We start from the raw sequence: 19598 nt of genomic DNA on the forward strand, positions 1-19598 counted from the left end.
GCCGTGTAGAGCGGGTCATCCCGGACAAGCCGCCGCAGGCGGCGCTGATCCGGGATCCATTCCTGAACGGTTCAGGCATGGATCCCGGGTCTCCCTTTGGTCGCCCGGGATGACTTCTACTTAAAGATCGCAAACTGGATCATCAGGCCTTTGGACACAGCCTATCTGAGCAGACATCCGGCGGCGGGGCAGGCGAGCGGTGCTCCGCTCGTCTCGATCCGCGGGGTCTCCAAGCAGTTCGCCAACGGCACCATTGCCGTGCGCGATGTCGATCTCGATCTCGGCACCGGCGAGTTCATCAGCCTGCTCGGCCCCTCCGGCTGCGGCAAGTCGACCTTGCTGCGTATGATCGCCGGTCTCGGTAGCCCGTCCACCGGTACGATCGACTGGCCCGGCGCCGGCGAAGACAAGGCCGGGCGCGATCTCGGCTTCGTCTTCCAGGACCCGACGCTGATGCCTTGGGCCAATGCGCTCTCCAACGTCATGCTGCCACTCGTGCTCAAGCATGTGCCCAGGCGCGAGGCGCAAGAGCGCGCCGCCGAGATGCTGGCGCTGGTCGGCCTCAAGGGCTTCGAAAAATCCTATCCGCGCGAGCTATCCGGCGGCATGAAGATGCGGGTCTCGATCGCCCGCGCTCTGGTGATGCGGCCGAAGATCCTGCTGATGGACGAGCCCTTCGCCGCGCTCGACGAGATCACCCGTCACCGCCTCAACGACGACCTGCTGAACCTGTGGTGGCGCGAGCGCTTCACCGCCGTCTTCGTCACCCATTCGGTCTTCGAGTCGGTCTATCTCTCGCAGCGCATCGTGGTCATGGCGGCCCGGCCGGGCCGCGTCATGGCCGATCTCGACGTCTCCGCTCCCTATCCGCGCGACGAACTGTTCCGGACCTCGGCCGAATATGCCCATCTCTGCCGGCTCGCCTCCGGCAAGCTCAAGGAGGCGATCGGCGCATGAGTTCCTCGTACCCGACGACCGCCGTGCCGCATGACGGCACCGATGCCGAGGCCCGCCCGCTTGCGCTTGCCGAGCCGACCATCCTCGGCCTACCGGTCAGCTTCTGGCCGCGCATTCTCGCGCCGATCGCCGTCGGCATCCTGGTGCTCGGGCTTTGGGAATTCGCCGTGCGCTGGAACGAGGTGCCGTCCTATGTGCTGCCCGGGCCGCTCCTCGTCGGGCAGACCCTGATCGCCGACTGGGGCACGCTTTCGGCCTCGCTCTGGATCACCTTGCGCATCACCTTCATGGCGCTGGCGGCGGCGGTGATCGTCGGCGTCGCGCTCGCCGTGCTGTTCACCCAGTCGAAATGGCTGGAGATGGCGCTCTTGCCCTATGCGGTGATCCTGCAGGTGACGCCGATCGTCGCGATCGCGCCGCTGATCATCATCTGGGCCGGCGACATCAACCTGTCCCTGCTGATCTGCGCCTGGATCGTCGCCTTCTTCCCGATCCTGTCGAACACCATCCTTGGGCTGAATTCGGCCGACCACAACCTGATCAATTTCTTCCAGCTGCATGGGGCGACGCGCTGGCAGACCCTGCGCTATCTCAAGCTTCCGGCGGCGCTGCCCTATTTCCTGGCGGGGCTGAAGATTTCGGGCGGGCTCGCGCTGATCGGCGCCGTCGTCGCCGAGTTCGTCGCCGGCACGGGCGGTTCGGAATCGGGGCTGGCCTACCGCATCCTCGAGGCCGGCTACCAGCTCAAGATCCCGCGCGTCTTCGCCGCGTTGCTGATGATCTCGCTCTCGGGCATCGCGATCTTCCTGGCGACGAGCCTGATCTCGCATCTCCTGCTGCGGCGCTGGCACGAGAGCGCGTTGAAGCGCGAGAATTGAAAGCTGGAAGAATTCAGCCGAAGAAGTGCAGCCGGTCCTCGACCGGCAGCGAAGCGATCGCCCGCAGATCGGCCTCGGAATAGCTGAGCTCGACCTGCGCCGAACTCGCGGTTTCCGGCAGCATGATCGCCTTGGCCGGCGCGCCGACCTCGGCGAAGGCGATATCGTCCTCGGCGACCTGCGTGCTGCTGCGCCGGCGATAGGGCGTCGTCTGCTGGCGCAGTCCGGCCTCGTTCAGAGGCGCGCGCCGCTGCGTCTCGTCCTCGACCACGTCGATATCGCCGGGATCGGTCATCGGCTTCGCGGACATCGACCACAGGGGCTCGGCCGGTGGCGCGGGTGCCGGGAGCGGCGTGTCGACCGCGGGCATCGCGGTCCCGTCACCCCCGGCGCGCAGGCTCGCATCGAGCATGGCGACGGTGTCGGCGACCTTCTCGATCTGGTTGGCGCCGGCTTCGATCACCGTGGTCGCGCCGTAGATTTCGGTCGCGCGACGGTCGAGGCGGTCGCAGAGCTCGGGGGGGGCACCATCCTCGCGCAAGGTCCAGGCGATCTCCTGGATGGCTTCGGCTGCATCGAGGATGCCGGCGGCGGTCTCCTGGATGCGGGCGGACAGACGGGAGGAGGCGCCGCCGACGCCGGCGCGATCGAGGTCGTCACGCAGTTCGGCGATGGTACGGGCTGTTTCCGAGAGATCGGCGCCCTGGTCCAGCATGGCTGCGGGGACCGTGCAGAGCCGCTCGAGGCGGGCGATCGCCGACAGCACCATCTCGGTGTCGGCCTGACGGTTGCGCCTGGCGTATTCGGCCAGGAACCAGCGGCCGCGCGCCGTTTCCATCACGGCGGCGGCAATCGCGTCATAGTCGGCCGCGCTCAGCGGAGATAGCGAACGCGCGTCGCTCATGGCCAGGCTGCTCTCCCTGGGCTGGCCGAATCGCATGTCGTCGGCCGAAGATGCCCATCGGCAAAATTGCTGCTGATTCTTTAAGAAATCGCTGCCATCGGCATGTCTCCGTCACTCCGGACCGAACCGCCGCGCCTGCTCGCCGTGCGCCTGTCGGTGATGCACGCGCTGAACTTTCTCGGCGTCGGCTTCTATCTGCCCTTCTTTCCGGTCTGGCTCGGCTCGAAGGGACTGAGCGATGTCGAGATCGGCTATGTGCTGGCGATCCCGATCCTTGTGCGCGTCTTCGTCGCATCATCGGTGACGGGGCTGGGTGACCGGCTGCGGCCCAACATCCTGCTCGCCCTGCTGAACGCGCTGGCGGCGGCGATCTATTTCGCCCTCGCACCACAGGCCCAGCTCGTTCCGATTGCGGCGCTGACGGCGCTCAGCGCCATCGCATTGTCCGGTGTGGTGCCACTCGCCGACGTGCTGACCACGGCTCAGGTCAAGGCCGGGGCGTTGAAGGACTACGGCCGTGTCAGGCTCTGGGGCTCGGTGACCTTTGTGCTCTCCAACCTCGCTGGCGGCTATCTGATCGCGCGCCACGGCGCCTGGCTGATTCCCTTGGTGCTCGCCGGCAGCAGCTCGCTCGCGGCGCTCGCGGCGCTGCAGGCCCCGTCGCCGCCGCTGGGGCTCTCGCCGGCCACGCCGCGCGGCGCATCCGTGGCCGGCTTCGGATTATCGTTTTGGCTGGCGGTCGGTGCAGCGGCTTGCGTCAACGCCACGCATGCGGCGGTCTATGCCTTCAGCTCCCTGCATTGGCGCAGCATCGGCTTCAGCGGCGAGGCGGTCGGCTGGCTCTGGGCCGTCGCCGTCCTCGCCGAGATCGCCGTCTTCCTGTTCGCGGGCAGTATTGCCGCGCGAGGTCTCGTCGGCCTGCGCTGGATCGCGATCGCGGCGGTTGCGGCGGCTCTGCGCTTCGGGGCGATGAGCGCCGATCCTGGCCTTGCCGTCACCTTCCTGCTTCAGCTCCTGCACGGCGTCACCTTCGGCTGCATGCATCTGGGCACACTTGCGGCCGTGTCGGCGCTCGCCCCGGAGGCGCGCCGCGCGGCGGCGCAGGGACGCCTCGTCGCTGCGAGTGCTCTGGTTATGGGCCTGACGACGATCCTCTCCGGTTATCTTTATCGCCTGTTCGGCCCGGGCGTGTTCCTCGCCATGGTGCCGGTTGCACTGCTCGGGCTCGTCCTGGCGGCCCTTGCCATCCTCCGGGCCCGCGGCGATACAGGCTATGGGGGCCGAATCTGATGTGGGGAGTAGGCGAGCCGTCATGGCTGTCGTCGACGACGTTGAGCCGCAGGCCGTCTATCGCGACGATGGTGGCGTCCTCGTCGTGTCGCTGGCCGGGCGCTGGAGCGTAGGGCGGGCGCCGCGTCTCGAAGCCCTGACCAGCGAATTGTCGAAGCGTGTCGCCGATGTGCGCCAGGCGCGGCTCGACCTGTCGGCGATCGAGCGCCTCGACACGCTCGGCGCCTATCTGCTCGACCAGGTCAAACAGGCGGGCGAGGCGAAAGGGGCCTCGGTCGAGCTGGTGAGCCGCCGTCCCGAGCACGGCGTGCTTCTGCGCGAGGTCGAGCGCGACGTCACCGACTACCAGCCGCCGGTCCGCCCGATCGGGCTGGTCACGATCCTCGTCGACATCGGGCAGGGGGTCACCCGCTTCGGCCGCGACCTCGCTGGCGGCGCCGTCTTCCTCGGCGAGGTGATGGCGGGTTGTGTCGGCGCCTTGCTTGGACCGCGTCGTTTCCGCGGACCGTCCCTGGTCAATCAGATCGAGCTGATCGCCTTCAATGGCGCGCCGATCATCATCCTGATCTCGTTCCTGGTCGGCTGCATCGTCGCGCAGCAGGGCATCTTCCAGCTCCAGCGCTTCGGTGCGACCGCCTTCGTCGTCAATCTGACAGGCATCCTCGTCCTGCGCGAGCTCTCGGTGCTGCTGACCTCGATCATGGTGGCGGGTCGCTCGGGCTCTGCCTTCACCGCCGAAATCGGCTCGATGAAGATGCGCGAGGAGATCGACGCGCTCCGCGTGATGGGGCTCGATCCGATCGAGGTGCTGGTGGTGCCGCGCATCCTGGCGCTGATCATCGCGCTGCCGATCCTGACCTTCATCTCGGCCATGTCAGGGCTCGTCGGTGCCGGCCTGGTGAGCTGGCTCTATGGCGGAATCGGCCTCGACACCTATCTCGACCGCCTGAAGTCGGTGATCACCTGGCAGCATTTTGCCGTCGGCCTCATCAAGGCCCCGTTCATGGCGTTCGTCATCGGCCTGATCGCCTCGATCGAGGGGCTGGCGGTCAAGGGCTCGGCCGAATCACTCGGCCATCAGGTGACGGCGTCGGTGGTGAAGGCGATCTTCATGGTGATCGTGGTCGACGGGCTGTTCGCCATGTTCTTCGCCTCGATCCGGATGTGAGGGAACTTCCGGTGCTCGACAGGCCCTCACAGACCGGTCCGCGCGGACCCCAGGCGTCGGGTGGCGGGGAACCCGAGGCGGTGATCCGCGTTCGCGATCTCAAGGTCGCCTTTGGCGACAAGGTGATCATGGACGGACTCGATCTCGATGTGATGCGTGGTGAAATTCTCGGCTTCGTCGGAGGATCCGGTCAGGGCAAATCGGTGCTGACCCGCACCATCCTCGGCCTCGTGCGCAAGCAGCGCGGCACGATCGAGGTCTTCGGCGAGAACGTCGACAAGCTCGATCCGCGCGGCCGGCGCCGGCTCGAGCGCCGTTTCGGCGTGATGTTCCAGCAGGGCGCGCTGTTCTCGGCGCTGACCGTCAAGCAGAACATCCAGGTACCGATGCGGGAATACCTCCAGCTTTCGCCGCGTCTGCTGGAAGAACTCGCCATGCTCAAGGTCGAGATGGTGGGCTTGAAGCCCGATGCGGCCGACAAGGTTCCCTCGGAGCTCTCCGGGGGCATGATCAAGCGTGCCGCGCTCGCCCGGGCGCTGGCGCTCGATCCTGAGATCGTCTTTCTCGACGAGCCAACCTCGGGCCTCGACCCGATCGGCGCCGCCGAGTTCGACGAACTGATCATGACGCTCAAGCAGACTTTGGGCCTGACGGTGTTCATGGTAACCCATGATCTCGATAGTCTATACGTAGCTTGCGACAGGATTGCCGCCTTGGCGGACAAGCGTGTCATCGCGGTCGGTCCGCTCGCCACCATGCTGGCTTCCGATCATCCCTGGCTCAAAGCGTATTTCGGCGGCGAGCGCGCCCGCGCCCGCATGCCCGATCAAACGAGGACGTGACGGACGCCCGCGATGGAATCCCGTGCGAACTACGCCCTGGTCGGTCTCTTCACCCTCGCCGTGATCGCGGCGATGTTCGGCTTCGTCTACTGGTTCGGCAGCGGCGGCGGCGGCCGCAAGCAGGATGTCCGCGTGATCTTCACCGGCACGGTGACCGGCCTGGGACGCGGTTCCAGCGTGCTCTTCAACGGCCTGCGCGTCGGCGAGGTCAAGCAGATCGGCCTGCAGCCGGATGACCCGCGCCGCATCTTCGGCGTGATCGAGGTCGACAACACGACGCCGCTGCGGGTCGACACCCGCGCTCGTATCGAGGCGCAAGGGCTGGCCGGCGTCGTCGCGCTGCAACTGATCGGCGGCGAGCCGGACGCTGCCGTGCTGCAGGCGAAGCCCGGCGAGCCGTTGCCGACCATCATCGCCGAGCGCTCCGAATTGCAGGACATCATCGAATCGGTCCGCAACGTCGCCAAGAAGGCTGACGAAGTGCTCGGCAATCTCGACGGGCTGATCAAGACCAATTCCGGTTCGATCACCAACACGGTCCGCAATGTCGAGAAGTTCTCGCAGGCCCTCGGCGACAATTCCGGTAACATCGACAAGCTGATGACGAGCTTCGGCCAGATCGCCGATACGATTGCGCCGCTCTCGCAGAAGCTCGGCACGCTCAGCGAGGAATTGACCGGGGTGGTTCGCTCGGTCGATCGCGCCAAGATCACCGGCATCATCGACAATGTCGACAAATTCACCGCGGCGTTGGGTGGCTCGAGCAACGATGTCTCCAAGGCGGTCAGCGACGTCGCCTCGATCACCGACAAGCTCAATCGCGCCGCCGACCAGGTCGAGGGCGTGCTCAAGGCGGCGCAGTCCTTCCTGAACACGCAGGACGGGCAGGGCGCCTTCGCCGAGGTCGCCAGCGCCGCGAAGTCGATTCGGGTACTTGCCGACAATCTCGACAAGCGCACGGCCGAGATCACGGCCGGCATCAGCCGCTTCACCGGCCCGGGCCTGCGCGATCTCGAAACGCTCGCTTCCGACGGCAAGCGCACGCTCGGGGATCTCAACCGCGTTCTGCGCAATGTCGAGCGCAATCCCCAGCAGTTCATCTTCGGCGGCCGTCCGCCGCTTCCCCAATACAGCGGATCGCGCTAGCCCGTTATGACCATGCCGATTCTGCCTTCGCTGCTTCGTGGTCGTCTGCGCGCCCTGTCCCTGGCTGTGGCAGGCTCGTTGCTGCTGGCCGGCTGCGGCGGCGGATCGGCGCCGACCACCTATGACCTCTCGGCGCCGCGCGATTTCGGCCGCATCGGCGGTGGCGGTGGCGTGCTGATCGTGGCGCAGCCGACGGCGGTGCAGGCGCTCGACTCCGACCGGCTGATCGTCAAGGATTCGACCGGCGCGCTCTCCTTCCTCGGCGGGGCGCAATGGGCTGACCGGGTGCCCAATCTGGTGCAGACCCGCCTGATCCAGACCTTCGAGAACGGCAGCCGCATCGCTGCCGTCGGCCGGCCGGGCGAACGCATCGTGCCCGATTTCCAGCTCAACACCGACATCCGCGCCTTCAACATCGAAGCCGCCAGCGGCCAGGCCGTGGTCGAGATCACCGCCAAGCTGATCGGCGACCGCAGCGGCAAGGTCCAGCGCGCCAAGCTGTTCTCGGCCCGTGTGCCCGCTGGTGCCGATGGGGCAGGGGCGGCGCAAGCCCTCGACCAGGCCCTGTCGCAAGTGCTGATCCAGATCGCCCGCTGGGCGCGCTGACGGAACGAGCCCGGGCGGTGATGCGTCGCGGGTAATCACATGTAACCGCGCCAAAAGAAAAGGCCGCCCAGAGGGCGGCCTTTTCGTATCGGGCTTGGCCGGCGCTTACTCGAACCGCCCGCTGGCATGGGCCAGCATGGTGTAGACCTTGCCGGTCTCCGACGTCAGGTAGGTTTTCGCCACCATCGAGTCGCGGTCGTCCTTGGCCGCTTCGCCGAGCAGGCGCTCGAACTCTTCGATATAGCGGTCGACCGTATCCTTGAACTCGGTGTCGCGGCGATATTTGCGCCGGATCTCGTCAAAGGTCTGCTGGCCCTGCAACGTGTAGAGCCGGCGGGTGAAGACGTTGCGCTCACCGCGCTTGTAGCGCTCCCAGAGTTCGACGGCCGCGTCATGGTCGATCATCCGGGCAATGTCGACCGAGAGCGAATCGAGCTTCTCGATGCTGTGCGCCGTCGGCTTGGAGGCCTCGGGTGCCCGGTCGTCGCGCGAGGCGCGGCTGAGCAGGTCCGAGAGCCAGCCCGACTTGGCCGGGGCGGGCTGCTCGGCGGCAGGGCGGCGTGCCGGCTCGGCGCGCTGGACCATCTCGGCCCGCACCGGCTCGGGAGCAGGGGCAGGGCGCGCCTGCACCGGCTCTGGCGTCGGATCGATCGAGGCGCGCAACGGCTCGGTCAGCACCGGTGCGCTCTGCACGGCGACAGATGAGGAGGCGCTGACGACCGGAGTCGGCTGCTGATAGCTCGTTGCCGTCCGCCGCTCGCCGTTCGGGCGCGCGACGTCGCTGCTGCGGCCCGAGCGCGAGACGATCTCGGTCAGCTCGTTGAGCGCCTTGATCTGGTCAGCGACGACGCGGCGCATCGCGGCGGTCGATTCCTGCGTTTCGCGCGGCAGTTCGAGCACGCCCTTCTTGAGCTCGGTCCGGGTCGTCTCGAGCTCGCGGTGGATCTCGGCCGACATCGAGCGCATGTCCTCGGCGGCGCTCTGGAAGCGCTCCGTGACCTTGGAGAGCTCGCCCGAAATCTCGTTCACCACCTCCTCATAGGCAGCGCGCAGTGCCTGCGCCGTCGCCTCGCGTTCGCGGCCGCTGGCGGCGCGGATCGAGTCGAACTGCTGGGCGATGGCGCTGCTGGTCGATTCGGCGGCGTCGCTGAGCACGGTGCTGAGCTGGCGGGTGCGCGTCTCGGCATTGCTGAGCGATTCGTCGAGCAGCGACGAGAACGAGCGGGTGATCTGCTCGATATCGTCGGTGCGGGTGGCGATCAGCCCGTGCAGATGCTCCAGCGATTCCTTGCGGTCGGCCAGCACGTTGCCGACGCGGGCCTCGACCTGCTCCAGCCGCTGTGCGACGGCGTTGAGCGCCGAAGCATTGGCCTGCGAGGTCTCGGTCATCGACGAGCCCTGCGCGTCGATCCGCGAGATGAGCGCAGCGGTGTCGCGCAGCGTGCCTTCCGAATAGCCCTTCAGCGTCGCGATCTGGCTCGCGACCTGCTCGGAGGTCCGGTTGGTCTCCTGGACGACCGTCGAGAGGACGCTCTGCAACTCCTCGACGCGGCCCGACAGGCTGCCTTCGACCGCGGCGAGGTTCTTGTTCGCGCCGGTGACGATCTGCTGCATCAGCTTGTTGGCCTCGCCGAGGCGGCCCAGCATGCTGCCGAGCTCGCTGCGTAGCTGCTCGTTGGTCTTGAGCAGCGCCTCGACCGACTGGTTGGTGCCGCTCTCGATCGTCTCGCGCAGCGCGCCCGAGGCGAGGTCGAGCGCCTGGCTGATCTCGGTGCTGCGCTCGTGCAGGCCGGCGACCATGCTGTTGCCGCGGCTCTCGATGTTGTTGACCAGCGCTTCGCCGATGCTGGCGAACTGGTTGGCGAGGGTCGCGCCCTTGCGGCCGATCGCATCGACCACGCCATTGCCGCGTTCGTCGAACAGCGCCCGCAGCTCCTCCGTGCGCGTCGTCAGCGCCGAACTCATCCCCTCGGACTGTTCCGCCAGCGTCCGGCCGAACTGCCGGCTCTGCTGGTCGAGCGTGTTGAGGATGTCGCCGCCGCGCTCGTCGAACAAAGCGCGCAATTCCTCGGCGCGCTGCGAGAGGGCGCCGGCGATGCCGTCAGACCGCTCCTGCAGGATCTGGGCGATCTGGCTGCCGCGCTGGCCGAGCGCGTTCAGGAGGCCGCCGCCGCGCTCGTCGAAGAGCACGCGCAGTTCCTCGGCCCGTTCGGAGAGGGCGGAGGCGATGCCGTCCGAGCGCTGCTGCAGCGTCTGGGCGATCTGGCTGCCGCGCTGGTCGAGCGCATTGAGGACGCCGCCGCCGCGTTCGTCGAACAGGGTCCGCAGTTCCTCGGCCCGCTCGGAGAGGGCGGCGGCGATCCCGTCCGACTTCTCCTGCAGCGTCAGCACGATCTGGTTGCCGCTCTGGTCGAGCAGGCCGATCAGGCCGGTGCCCTTGTCCTCGAACAGGGTCCGCAGCTCGGCGGTACGAGCGTCGAGCGCGCTCGCGATCGCTTCCGAGGTGCCCTGCAGGGTCTGCGCGATCTGCGTGCCGCGAGAGTCGAGTGTGCCAGAGACCGTGTCGAGCCGGTTGACGACGCGCTCTTCGAAGCGCGCCACGCTCTGGTCGAGCGTGTCGGCGATCTGCAGGGCGCGCCCGCCCAGGGTCGCGTTGATGCTGTCGGCCTTCTCGGCAAGCGTCTGCGTCAGCGCCTCGCTCTTGCTGGTGACGATCTCGCCGATCTCGTCGGCCTTGGCGGTGAGGGCGCGTGTGACCTCGCGTCCACCTTCGGCCATGACCCGGGCGATATCGACGGTACGCTCGACCAGCGCCTCGTTGAGTGCGCTGGCGCGCGCACCAAGATTACCGTCGATGCGGGCGATGAGCCCGTCGAGCGAGGTCGCGATCTCGGCGCTCTTGGCGCTGGAACGGTCCTCGAAGGTCTTGATCTGCGTCTCCATGGCGGCGGCCGCTTCCTGCGTGCGCGCCATCATGGTCTCGGCGGCGTGCTGCGAGCGCTCGCCGATGCGCTCGGCCAGCGCCTGGCCCTCCTCGCCGAGCAGCTTCTCGACCTGGCCGAGGCGCAGCGTCACCGAATCGGTGAAGGAGCGGGCGTCGTTGCCGAGCTTGGCGGCGAGTGTGCCACCGCGGGTGACGATGATCTCCTCGAAGGCGCCGAGGCGGGCGCCGATCGACGTCTCGATCTCGCGGCCCTGGACGTCGAAGAGACGGGTCAGCGCATCGTGCTTGCTGGCCAGCGACTCGTTGAGCGCCTGCGAGCGGGCGTCGACCGAGCGCAGCAGCGACTCGGCATTGGCGGCCAGCGCCTGGTTGACGCGGCCCCCCTGCTGGGTAAGGGCGACCACCACGTCCTTGCCGGTCGCGGCGAGCAGGCTGCTGGCGCGTTCGGCCTCGGTGGTGAAGGTGCCGCGCAAGGCGTTCGCAGCTTCCGAGACACGGTCGGCGATCTCACGGCCGTCGACATTGATGGCGTCGGACAGGGCCTTGGTCGCATCGTCGAGGCGGGTGGCCAGAGCCTGGCTCTGCTCGCCGATGAGGCCATGAACCTCGCGACCGGTCGCGGTGAGGCCGGCGATGACTGCATCGCGCTGGCTACCGAGCAGGGCGCCGACCTCGTCCCCGGCCTGGCCGAGGCGAGCGATGAAGCCGGTGTGCTGGTCGTCGATGACCGATTTGGCCGTCTCGCTCGCGGCCAGGATCTTGGCGGCGAGGGCCTCGCCGGTCTCGTCGAGCCGCTGATGGGCGGTCCCGCTCGCTTCCGCCAGCCGGTCGATCAGCGCATTGCCGCGCTCCGCCAGCAGGCCATGGACCGAGCGGCCGACATCGGCGACGCGGGTGACCAGCGCCTGGCTCTGGCCGGAGAGCAGCTCCTGCATGTCCTGGCCGGTCGCGATGACGCGGCCGCTGAGCGCCTCGCCTTCGGCGATGAGCAGGTTGCGCACGCTGGCGCCGGCATCGGTGAGCTGGGCCACCAGCGTCTCGCGCTGGCTGCCGATCGCGCCCTGGACCTCGCTGCCGACATGGGACAGGCGCGACACCAAGCTGTCGCCGCGCTCGCCGATGGCGGTGTGGACTTCGGTGCCGACATCCGACAGGCGGGCGACCAGGCTGTCGCCGCGCTCGCCGATGGTGGCGTGGACTTCGCGCGCGACCTCGGACAGCCGGGCGATCAGCCCGTCGCCGCGTTCGCCGATCGCCGATTCGACGTCGCGGCCGGCATGGGCGACGCGGGCGACGATGCCCTCGGCGCGGTCGCCGAGCGTGCGGTGGATCTCTTCGGTGGTCTCGGACAGCTTGGCGACCAGCCCGTCGCCGCGCTCGCCGATCACGCTCTCGATGCCGCGGCTGGCATCGGCGATGCGGGCGACGATGCCGTCGGCCCGGCCGCCCAGGGTCTGCTCGATCTGATAGGTAGTCTCGGACAGGCGCGAGACGAGGCCGTCGCCGCGCTCGGCGATGATCGCCTCGACGCTGCGGCCGGCATCGGCCACGCGGTTGACGATGCTGTCGGCGCGCTCGCCGATCGCATGCTCGACGCCCTGGCCGATCTCGGCCATGCGCAGCACCAGCCCGTCGCCGCGCTCGCTGATCGCCTCCTGCAGGCGCTGGCCGGTCTCGGACAGGCGGCCGACCAGATGGTCGCCCTGCTCGCCGATCGTGCTGCGCACCTCGTGGCCGAGGTCTGAGAGGCGGGTGACGAGGCTGCTCGCCTCCTCCGAGAACAGGCTGTGCACGGTCGCGCCGACGGCGGAGATGCGCGCGGTCAGTTCCTCGCCGCGCTCGCCGATCAGGTTGTGCAGGCCCTTGCCGGCTTCGTCGAAGCGCAGGGTGATCGAATCGGTCTTCTCGCGCAGCAGCTCGTCGACGGTCTGGACCGTGCCGGAGAGCTTCTCGACCAGGGTCTCGCCCTGGCTGGCGATCAGGCCCTGGACGGTGTTGCCGGCTTCCTGGATGCGGTTGACGACGAGCTCGTTCTGCTTGCCGAGCAGCATGTGCACGCCGCGGCCGACCTCGGCGAGGCGGGTGGTGACGCTTTCGCCCTCGCTGCTGATCGAGGTGCGCAGGCTCTCGCCGGTCTCGGTCAGGCGCTGGGTCAGGCTGCTGCTCTGCGTGTCGAACAGGTCGACCAGGGTGCGGCCGCTCTGCTCGAAGCGCTCGGCGACGGTGGCGCCGCGCTGGGTGATCTCCTGGGCGAGATTGTCGCCGGTCGAGCGCAACGTCTCGTTGACGGTCTCGGCGCGGGTCGCGAGCGACTCGACGACCTGCGCGCCGGTCTCGCTGATCGCGCGGGTGACGTCGCGAGCGCCGGCGGTCAGGCCCTCGGTGAGGACGGCGCCGGTGCGTTCCAGTGAGCTTGCGATCTCCTGGGCGCGGTTGTCGAGTACGGCGGTCACAGACTGGCTGGCGCTCGTCATTCGCTCGCTGACGTCGTGCGAGGTCGTTTGCAGGCGCTCGACCAGATCATTGCCGCGGCCGCTGATCTCGTCGACCATGCGCTCGCCGGCATGGCCGAGCGCGAGCGTGATCTGGTCGCCCTTGTCGGTCAGGCGCGAGGTGACGCGCTCGCCGGCCTCAGCCACCGCCTCGGAGATCGAGCGGCTGGCGGTCTCCAGGTCCTTGGTGATGCTTTCATGCGCGCCTGAGATCGCGAACTTCACGCGCTCGGCATTGCCGACGACGGATTCGCGCTGGGTCACCAGCTCGTCGATGAGCGAGCGTAGCCGGATCTCGTTGTCGGCATAGGCACGTTCCAGCGTCGCGATCTCGCCGCGCACGATGGTCTCGAGCTCGCCGGCGCGAGCGACCGCGCGCTCGATGCCGTCGCCCATGGCGGCAACCTCGCGGCGGATGGTCTGGCTGAGCGACAGCACGGAATCCGTCGCGACGACCTCCGGCTCGGCCAGGCGCAGCGCGACCTCGGTCATCGCGCGCGAGACCAGCCGCATCTCCTGCGTCCGGCGATAGAGCGCCGCGAGCACGAAGAAGAACACCACCGGCGTGCCGGCGCCGAGCGCCAGCAGCGCCCATTGCCCGGGGCCCCAGGCGGCCATGCCGGCCGGAAGACCCTCGGCGAAGGAGCCGTAGCGGCTGACCAGGGTGAAGCCGACACCACCGGCCCAGACCAGGGTGGCGAGGACAGCGAGCCAGTAGGGCCGGCCCGACGGGCGGGCGGCGAAAGCCTGGACGAGCGAGGAGGAATCGCGGCGGTCGTCATTGGCGACGCGGCTGGTGTCCGGTGCGATGGCGGGGCGGGCAGGAGCCGGCAGCGCCTCGGGGGCGGCCTCGGTGCTGGCCGGTGTGATCGGAGCGCTTTCGACGCGCGGCAGCTCGATCTTGAGTTCGTTTTCCCCTGTCGAGGGCAGTCGTGGTTCTACCGGACCAGGTCCCTCGCCCTTCGCCGGGTCGAGCCTCAGCGCCTCCTCGATCGCCGACATTGCCGCTTCGGTCGGATCCTGGAGCTTGTTCTGCCGGGTCATGAATACCGCCTCGCTACGCCACTTGCGACGGGCGGCGCTGTCCGCCGCAGAGCGGGAACCGGCAGCCTCCAGCCGGATCCTACAAGCGACACGACGCCCATCGTTTACTGTCTCGAAGGGTAGTTGAGGCAAGCAGGGATTGAAACCCGTTTGACCGTCTGATTCACAAACGTCGTTAACGCCTCATTCACCATAACGGCGCTTCATCAGGGGTCAGAAGGCTGCGCGAGTTCAGCAGCTTGTGAGAAAACCGAGTACCCCCATGCCCCAGACTGCCATCGACCTCGTGCACCTCGCCCGCCAGACCGGCGGCGATGCCGAGCTGGAGCGCGAGCTGCTGACGCTGTTCGCCCAGCAATGCGCCCGTCATTTGCGCGCCATCCATGGCGGCGACGCCAATGTCCGCCGCGATGCCGCCCACACCCTCAAAGGGGCCGCCCGCGCCATCGGCGCCTGGGAGGTGGCTGAGGCTGCCGACCGGATCGAGCAGCAGCTCGGCCAGGCCGGCTCTGCGCCACGTGAGGATGCGCTCGACGCGCTGACGCTCGCGGCCGCCGAAGCGCGCGCCGTGATCTCACGGCTTGACTGCGCGGCCTGACGCCGCAGGAGAGCGGGCGCGGCACGGCCGATATCGCCGTTTCGCCCGCTTTCGAAATCCTCTAGAGACGAACTGTCCGCAAGCCTCGCTTGCGGACGATGTTCCTCTCGCGAACCTGCCTGCGGCACCCCAGGAAGCCCGGCCGGTTCCTCCAGACCGCGCCAGCCGCGCAGCCGTCGCCAGGCGGCCGGAGTTCACGATGCCGAAGATCACTTACATCGACGCCCAGGGCACGAGCCGCACGGTCGAGGGCGAGACGGGCTCGACAGTGATGGAGGTCGCGGTGCGCAACGGTGTGCCGGGCATCGAGGCCGAATGCGGCGGCGCCTGCGCCTGCGCCACCTGCCATGTCTATGTCGACGAGGCCTGGACTGAGAAGACCGGCCATGCCGAGCCGATGGAGGAGGACATGCTCGACTTCGCCTTCGACGTCCGCCCGAATTCGCGCCTGTCCTGCCAGATCAGGGTCCGTGACGAGCTCGACGGCCTCGTCGTCCGCACACCGGCCCGCCAGGGCTGAATTCCATCTGACTTGATCTCTATTCCGCCGCGGCCGCTGCCGGCGCGACCAGCGTCGTCTCGTGTCCGGGCAGCGGATGGCGTGGCACCAGCAATGACAGGCTGAGCGACACCGTCGCGACCGCCGCCCCGATATAGAAGACGATCGCCGGGTCGCGCAGCCAGATCAGCCCGAAGGTGATCGGCAGGAAGACCGCGGCGATGTGGTTGATGGTGAAGGCGACCGCCGAGGTCGGGGCGATGTCGGCGGGGTCGGCGATCTTCTGGAAATAGGTGCGCTGCGCCAGGACGAGCGTGAAGAAGACGCCGTCGATGACGAAGAGGGCGCCGGCGACGAGCCCGCCCGCCGCGCCGAACTGGCCGTGGCTGGCAAGCGCATAGCCGACGAAGACCGCGATCAGCGAGACGTTCTCGAGCTGGATCGTCGCCCGCTCGCCGACCTTGCCGACGAGATGGCCGAGCAGCGGGCCGGCGAACATGTTGATGCCGTAGGTCACCAGCAGCAGCGTCGCGGTCGCGGCTACGTCGTAGCCGAAGCGCTCGACCAAGAGGAAGCCGCCGAAGGCCATGAAGATCTGCCGGCGCGCGCCCGACATGAAGGTCAGGGCGTAATAGAGCCAGTAGCGCTTGCGCAGCACGAAGCCCTTGTTCTGCGTGACCGTGCCTTGGAAGCGAGGAAAGAGCAGGATGGCAGCCGCCGTCAGCGCCATGGTGACGAGGCCGGCGCCGAGGAAGACATGGGCATAGCTCGGCTGCCAGAGGCGCCAGATCAGCGCGATCGAGCCGAAGGCTATGAGCTGCGCCACCGCCGAAGCCCCGGCGATCTTGCCGAGCAGCCGCGGCGCTTCCGATTTCGGCAGCAACTGCAATTGCAGCGATTGCTGCGCCGTTTCGTAATAGTGGAAGCCGAGCGACATGATCGTCGTCGTCAGCAGGAGGCCGCCGAGGCTGGGGAAATATCCGGTCAGCGCCACGCCGAGTCCGAGCGTCAGCAGGCTGAGATAGGCCAGCACCTGCTCGCGCATGATCCAGAACAGGATGATGGCGGTGAAGGCCAGGAAGCCCGGAATCTCACGGACCGATTGCAGGATGCCGATGTCCTGCCCGGTGAAGCCGGCGGCTTCCTTGGCGAAATTGTTGAGCAGAGCGCTCCAGCTGGCGTAGCCGAGCCAGTTGAGGAAGGCGAGAACCATCAGGAAGGTGGCCGGCGAGGCGAACGGGCCTGTGCGCGGAGCAGGGGAGGCAGTTTCGGTCATCGGTCCACCCGAACGGGCGCAAAATGCGGCTGCGGACTGTCGGGTTCCTGACGGTCGTCGTCAAATTCCGCCGCCCCATGGCAGGCATGCGCCAAATTGATCGATCGCAAAGACGGCGCCGCATCTGCTCGCGATGATCGCATTGTCGGCAGCCAGAGCGGCTCGCGACGACGCGACGCTCTTCCCTTGAGGCGATCGGCTCCGACATAGTGTGCAGGCGTTGGTGCCGATCGTTCGACCATGCCGGCCGGGCGGGCACGCCGGAGGAGGGTGCGATGTACAAGTCGATTCTGGTGCCGGTCGATCTCGCCGAGGCCGAACTGGCAGGCCCCGCCATCACCGCTGCCGAAGGCTTCGCCAATCAGTCGGACGGCTCGATCAGGCTGGTCTATGTCCGCTCGCTGGTGCCGATCACCTATATGGAATTCGTGCCGGCCGACTTCGACGCCGGCCAGCAGTCGGAATCCGAAGCCAAGCTCGCCGAGATCGCGGCGAAGGTGAATCTCCCCGCCGAGCGCGTCTCGGCCAAGGTCCTCGTCGGCTCGGTCCATGGTGAGGTGCTGGCCGAGGCCGACGCCAGCGGCGCCGACCTGATCGTCATCGGCTCGCACGAGCCAGGCATGCTGGCCTATGTGATCGGCTCGAATGCGTCGACCATCGTGCGGCGGGCGAAGTGCTCCGTGCTGGTCGTTCGGTAAGGCGACCTCAGGCCGTCCGCCGACCCGGGACGAGGTCATCGGGAACCTCGCCGGTCGTGAGATTCCTCGGTCGGTTGAGCCTGATCATCGGCCAGACCTGCCAGAAGGAGGCTGCGGCGAGCACAAGTCCCAGCCCCGCGGCGGCGGTCGCGCCCTGCTGGAGCGCGCGCAGGCTGAAGAAGGTCAGCATCACCATCGCACCACCGCCGGCCAGCGCCAGCGCCAGCCAGAGCAGATAGGGTTTGCCGGCGAGGAAGCGCGCCTTGGGACTGGCCCGCGCGATGGCCGCCGAGAGCGCCGAGACGAAGGCATGATAGCGCGCATCGTCACGCTCGATATCGGTGAGCGAGCGCCAGGACAGGTTGCCGAAGGTGATGCTCTTGCCGTCGCTCAGCCGCAGCTGGGTCCGGAAGCCTTTCGACGAGACATTGCTGGGCGCATAGATGAAGCGCACCTGCTCGACGGCGGACAGCCTGACCTGGTCGACCTTGCGGGTCGAATCGATTTCCAGCACGTCGCCCTTGAGTCGATAGGCGATCTCGAAGCCGATCGGCTTCGGGCGTTGGCGCCAGGAGGGCAGGGTGGTATCGTCGAGCTTGTCCATGATGCAGCCTCTAGCGGCTGCCAGCGAACTTGTCTTGGCTTTCGCCCACACTGCCCAGCCCGATCCTTGCCGAGCTGCTGCGAGTGTGGCTCCTTCTGCCCATGGAAAAGATCGCCAGAGCGTCGGAAGGCCGAGCGCGGCATGTTCTGCTCGCGCTGCTCTCCGACGGGTTTCTCATCGTCACTACGGTAGCAGTGCCCGTCTTGGGCTTTCTCTGGTTCATGTCGCCACTCGGCCTCGGCTTCGCCGAGCAGCCCGCGGATCCGGTCAGGAGACAATGGGCCGATATCCTCTATCGGCTTTCATATTATGTCGGCATCCCCATGCTCCTGATCGGGCAGGCCGTGGCAGTTGTCTGCCATAGGAGAGGCCATCGTCGCCGGGGTCTGATCATATCCGCTCTGATCATAGGAGCGTTCGTGCTCTGCGCGGCCCTCGTCCTCGGCCTTCGCTAGCTGTCTGGATCGCCATCTACCGCGTCAGCGCCTTCATCGCGCCGTCGAGCCCATCGAGGGTCAGCGGGAACATCCGTCCGCCCATCAGCCCGGCGATCTGGCGGATCGACTGGGTGTAGCCCCAGAGGTTCTGCTGGATAGGATTGAGCCAGACCGACTTCGGGAAGCGCTCGGTCAGCCTCCGCATCCAGACCTCGCCGGCCTCCTCGTTCCAATGCTCGACCGAGCCGCCCGGCATGGCGATCTCATAGGGGCTCATCGAGGCATCGCCGACGAAGACGAGGCGATAATCGGCCGGATAGGTGCGCAGCACGTCGAAGGTCGGGATGATCTGGTCGTGGCGGCGCCGGTTCTCCTTCCAGACCCGCTCATAGGGGCAATTGTGGAAGTAGAAATGCTCGAAATGCTTGAACTCGGCCCGCGCCGCCGAGAAGAGCTCCTCGGCCAGCTCGATATGCCAGTCCATCGAGCCGCCGACATCGAGAAAGAGCAGGACCTTGACGGCGTTGTGTCGCTCGGGCCGCAGCTTGACGTCGAGATAGCCGTGCTTGGCGGTCTCGGTGATGGTCTGGTCGAGGTCGAGCTCCTCGGCCGCGCCGGTGCGGGCGAATTTGCGCAGCCGGCGCAGCGCGATCCGCAGGTTGCGCACGCCAAGCTCGCGCGTGTCGTCGAAATCCTTGAACTCGCGCTTGTCCCAGACCTTCACGGCCCGGAAATTGCGGTTCTTGTCCTGGCCGATACGCACGCCTTCGGGATTGTAGCCATAGGCGCCATAGGGCGAGGTGCCGGCGGTGCCGATCCATTTCGAGCCGCCCTGGTGGCGTCCCTTCTGCTCGGCGAGGCGCTGTTTCAGCGTCTCGAGCAGCTTCTCCCAGCCGAGCGCCTCGATCTGGGCCTTCTCCTCGTCGGTGAGGAATTTTTCGGCGAGCTTGCGCAGCCACTCTTCGGGAATGCCGACCTGCTCGAAGGCCTCGCCAAGCGTCTCCACGCCCTTGAAGACTTCGGCGAAGACGCGGTCGAAGCGGTCGAGATGGCGCTCGTCCTTCACCAGGCAGGCGCGGGCGAGATAATAGAACTCGTCGACGCGATACTCGGCGAGTTCGGCCTCCACGCCCTCCAGCAGCGCCAGATATTCGCGCAAGGTCACCGGGACCTTGGCGGCGCGCAGATCGGTGAAGAGGCGGAGGAACATCGCGC

At 67.6% G+C, this 19598-nt stretch carries 16 protein-coding genes; 11 read left to right on the forward strand and 5 right to left on the reverse strand.

All coding sequences use genetic code 11. The features are described from left to right. Positions 1–150 precede the first annotated feature (150 nt). Positions 151–957 carry an ABC transporter ATP-binding protein gene (locus tag ACQKLX_RS25625; protein ID WP_427364385.1) on the forward strand — a complete coding sequence of 269 codons (807 nt, stop codon included), beginning with the start codon at positions 151–153 and terminating at the stop codon, positions 955–957. After that, complete coding sequence (locus tag ACQKLX_RS25630) at positions 954–1835, forward strand: ABC transporter permease (RefSeq protein WP_427364386.1); 882 nt, start codon at positions 954–956, stop codon at positions 1833–1835. Before ACQKLX_RS25625 ends, ACQKLX_RS25630 begins: the two co-directional genes overlap by 4 nt. A 13-nt stretch (positions 1836–1848) precedes the next feature. Here ACQKLX_RS25630 and ACQKLX_RS25635 read toward each other — a convergent pair whose 3' ends face one another. Continuing rightward, positions 1849–2739, reverse strand: coding sequence for a hypothetical protein (locus tag ACQKLX_RS25635; protein WP_427364387.1), 891 nt, complete (start codon positions 2737–2739; stop codon positions 1849–1851). A 102-nt stretch (positions 2740–2841) separates the two neighbouring features. Between ACQKLX_RS25635 and ACQKLX_RS25640 the strand changes: the two genes are divergently transcribed. The 5 genes from ACQKLX_RS25640 to ACQKLX_RS25660 all read left to right on the forward strand — a co-directional run bounded on the left by ACQKLX_RS25640 (position 2842) and on the right by ACQKLX_RS25660 (position 7791). Next, positions 2842–4029, forward strand: a complete 1188-nt coding sequence (locus ACQKLX_RS25640; protein WP_427364388.1) for an MFS transporter — start codon at positions 2842–2844, stop codon at positions 4027–4029. Positions 4030–4051: 22 nt separating this feature from the next. After that, entirely contained in the window at positions 4052–5197 is a 1146-nt protein-coding gene (locus ACQKLX_RS25645; RefSeq protein ID WP_427364389.1) for an MlaE family lipid ABC transporter permease subunit, read from the forward strand. 128 nt (positions 5198–5325) lie between these two features. Then, complete coding sequence (locus ACQKLX_RS25650; RefSeq protein ID WP_427364440.1) at positions 5326–6039, forward strand: ABC transporter ATP-binding protein; 714 nt, start codon at positions 5326–5328, stop codon at positions 6037–6039. A gap of 12 nt (positions 6040–6051) precedes the next feature. After that, the gene (locus ACQKLX_RS25655; RefSeq protein ID WP_427364390.1) at positions 6052–7185 is read left to right on the forward strand and encodes an MlaD family protein; all 1134 of its coding nucleotides are present in this window, start codon (positions 6052–6054) and stop codon (positions 7183–7185) included. A 12-nt stretch (positions 7186–7197) separates the two neighbouring features. Next, positions 7198–7791 (forward strand): ABC-type transport auxiliary lipoprotein family protein, encoded by a 594-nt coding sequence (locus ACQKLX_RS25660; RefSeq protein WP_427364391.1) that lies wholly within the window; start codon positions 7198–7200, stop codon positions 7789–7791. A gap of 105 nt (positions 7792–7896) precedes the next feature. Here the strand turns inward: ACQKLX_RS25660 and ACQKLX_RS25665 are convergent, their stop codons facing one another. Further along, positions 7897–14271, reverse strand: coding sequence for an apolipoprotein A-IV repeat region-like domain-containing protein (locus ACQKLX_RS25665; RefSeq protein ID WP_427364392.1), 6375 nt, complete (start codon positions 14269–14271; stop codon positions 7897–7899). A 262-nt stretch (positions 14272–14533) separates the two neighbouring features. On the opposite strand from ACQKLX_RS25665, the gene ACQKLX_RS25670 reads away from it, so the two are divergent. Further along, positions 14534–14869 carry an Hpt domain-containing protein gene (locus tag ACQKLX_RS25670; RefSeq protein WP_427364393.1) on the forward strand — a complete coding sequence of 112 codons (336 nt, stop codon included), beginning with the start codon at positions 14534–14536 and terminating at the stop codon, positions 14867–14869. Positions 14870–15068: 199 nt separating this feature from the next. After that, positions 15069–15389 carry a 2Fe-2S iron-sulfur cluster-binding protein gene (locus tag ACQKLX_RS25675; RefSeq protein WP_427364394.1) on the forward strand — a complete coding sequence of 107 codons (321 nt, stop codon included), beginning with the start codon at positions 15069–15071 and terminating at the stop codon, positions 15387–15389. Between the two features lie 19 nt (positions 15390–15408). Here the strand turns inward: ACQKLX_RS25675 and ACQKLX_RS25680 are convergent, their stop codons facing one another. After that, positions 15409–16644, reverse strand: coding sequence for an MFS transporter (locus tag ACQKLX_RS25680; protein WP_427364395.1), 1236 nt, complete (start codon positions 16642–16644; stop codon positions 15409–15411). A gap of 275 nt (positions 16645–16919) precedes the next feature. Between ACQKLX_RS25680 and ACQKLX_RS25685 the strand changes: the two genes are divergently transcribed. Next, a complete protein-coding gene (locus ACQKLX_RS25685; protein ID WP_427364396.1) occupies positions 16920–17342 on the forward strand; it encodes a universal stress protein in 423 nt (140 codons plus the stop codon). Between the two features lie 7 nt (positions 17343–17349). Here ACQKLX_RS25685 and ACQKLX_RS25690 read toward each other — a convergent pair whose 3' ends face one another. Further along, positions 17350–17946, reverse strand: coding sequence for a hypothetical protein (locus ACQKLX_RS25690; protein WP_427364397.1), 597 nt, complete (start codon positions 17944–17946; stop codon positions 17350–17352). A 101-nt stretch (positions 17947–18047) separates the two neighbouring features. Between ACQKLX_RS25690 and ACQKLX_RS25695 the strand changes: the two genes are divergently transcribed. Continuing rightward, positions 18048–18401 (forward strand): hypothetical protein, encoded by a 354-nt coding sequence (locus ACQKLX_RS25695; RefSeq protein ID WP_427364398.1) that lies wholly within the window; start codon positions 18048–18050, stop codon positions 18399–18401. Between the two features lie 16 nt (positions 18402–18417). On the opposite strand, the gene ACQKLX_RS25700 is transcribed toward ACQKLX_RS25695, so the two are convergent. Beyond that, positions 18418–19593, reverse strand: a complete 1176-nt coding sequence (locus tag ACQKLX_RS25700; RefSeq protein ID WP_427364399.1) for a vWA domain-containing protein — start codon at positions 19591–19593, stop codon at positions 18418–18420. Positions 19594–19598 lie beyond the last annotated feature (5 nt).

It is taken from the genome of Allobosea sp. NPDC003192, from assembly GCF_050275675.1.
In the GTDB taxonomy this organism is placed as follows: domain Bacteria; phylum Pseudomonadota; class Alphaproteobacteria; order Rhizobiales; family Beijerinckiaceae; genus Allobosea.

What these genes read in the sequence shown, in the direction of transcription:
- ACQKLX_RS25630 (WP_427364386.1), top strand. Translation starts at nt 954, where the DNA reads ATGAGTTCCTCGTACCCGACGACCGCCGTGCCGCATGACGGCACCGAT.
- ACQKLX_RS25635 (WP_427364387.1), bottom strand. Translation starts at nt 2,739, where the DNA reads ATGAGCGACGCGCGTTCGCTATCTCCGCTGAGCGCGGCCGACTATGAC.
- ACQKLX_RS25640 (WP_427364388.1), top strand. Translation starts at nt 2,842, where the DNA reads ATGTCTCCGTCACTCCGGACCGAACCGCCGCGCCTGCTCGCCGTGCGC.
- ACQKLX_RS25645 (WP_427364389.1), top strand. Translation starts at nt 4,052, where the DNA reads ATGGCTGTCGTCGACGACGTTGAGCCGCAGGCCGTCTATCGCGACGAT.
- ACQKLX_RS25650 (WP_427364440.1), top strand. Translation starts at nt 5,326, where the DNA reads ATGGACGGACTCGATCTCGATGTGATGCGTGGTGAAATTCTCGGCTTC.
- ACQKLX_RS25655 (WP_427364390.1), top strand. Translation starts at nt 6,052, where the DNA reads ATGGAATCCCGTGCGAACTACGCCCTGGTCGGTCTCTTCACCCTCGCC.
- ACQKLX_RS25660 (WP_427364391.1), top strand. Translation starts at nt 7,198, where the DNA reads ATGCCGATTCTGCCTTCGCTGCTTCGTGGTCGTCTGCGCGCCCTGTCC.
- ACQKLX_RS25665 (WP_427364392.1), bottom strand. Translation starts at nt 14,271, where the DNA reads ATGACCCGGCAGAACAAGCTCCAGGATCCGACCGAAGCGGCAATGTCG.
- ACQKLX_RS25670 (WP_427364393.1), top strand. Translation starts at nt 14,534, where the DNA reads ATGCCCCAGACTGCCATCGACCTCGTGCACCTCGCCCGCCAGACCGGC.
- ACQKLX_RS25675 (WP_427364394.1), top strand. Translation starts at nt 15,069, where the DNA reads ATGCCGAAGATCACTTACATCGACGCCCAGGGCACGAGCCGCACGGTC.
- ACQKLX_RS25680 (WP_427364395.1), bottom strand. Translation starts at nt 16,644, where the DNA reads ATGACCGAAACTGCCTCCCCTGCTCCGCGCACAGGCCCGTTCGCCTCG.
- ACQKLX_RS25685 (WP_427364396.1), top strand. Translation starts at nt 16,920, where the DNA reads ATGTACAAGTCGATTCTGGTGCCGGTCGATCTCGCCGAGGCCGAACTG.
- ACQKLX_RS25690 (WP_427364397.1), bottom strand. Translation starts at nt 17,946, where the DNA reads ATGGACAAGCTCGACGATACCACCCTGCCCTCCTGGCGCCAACGCCCG.
- ACQKLX_RS25695 (WP_427364398.1), top strand. Translation starts at nt 18,048, where the DNA reads ATGGAAAAGATCGCCAGAGCGTCGGAAGGCCGAGCGCGGCATGTTCTG.
- ACQKLX_RS25700 (WP_427364399.1), bottom strand. Translation starts at nt 19,593, where the DNA reads ATGTTCCTCCGCCTCTTCACCGATCTGCGCGCCGCCAAGGTCCCGGTG.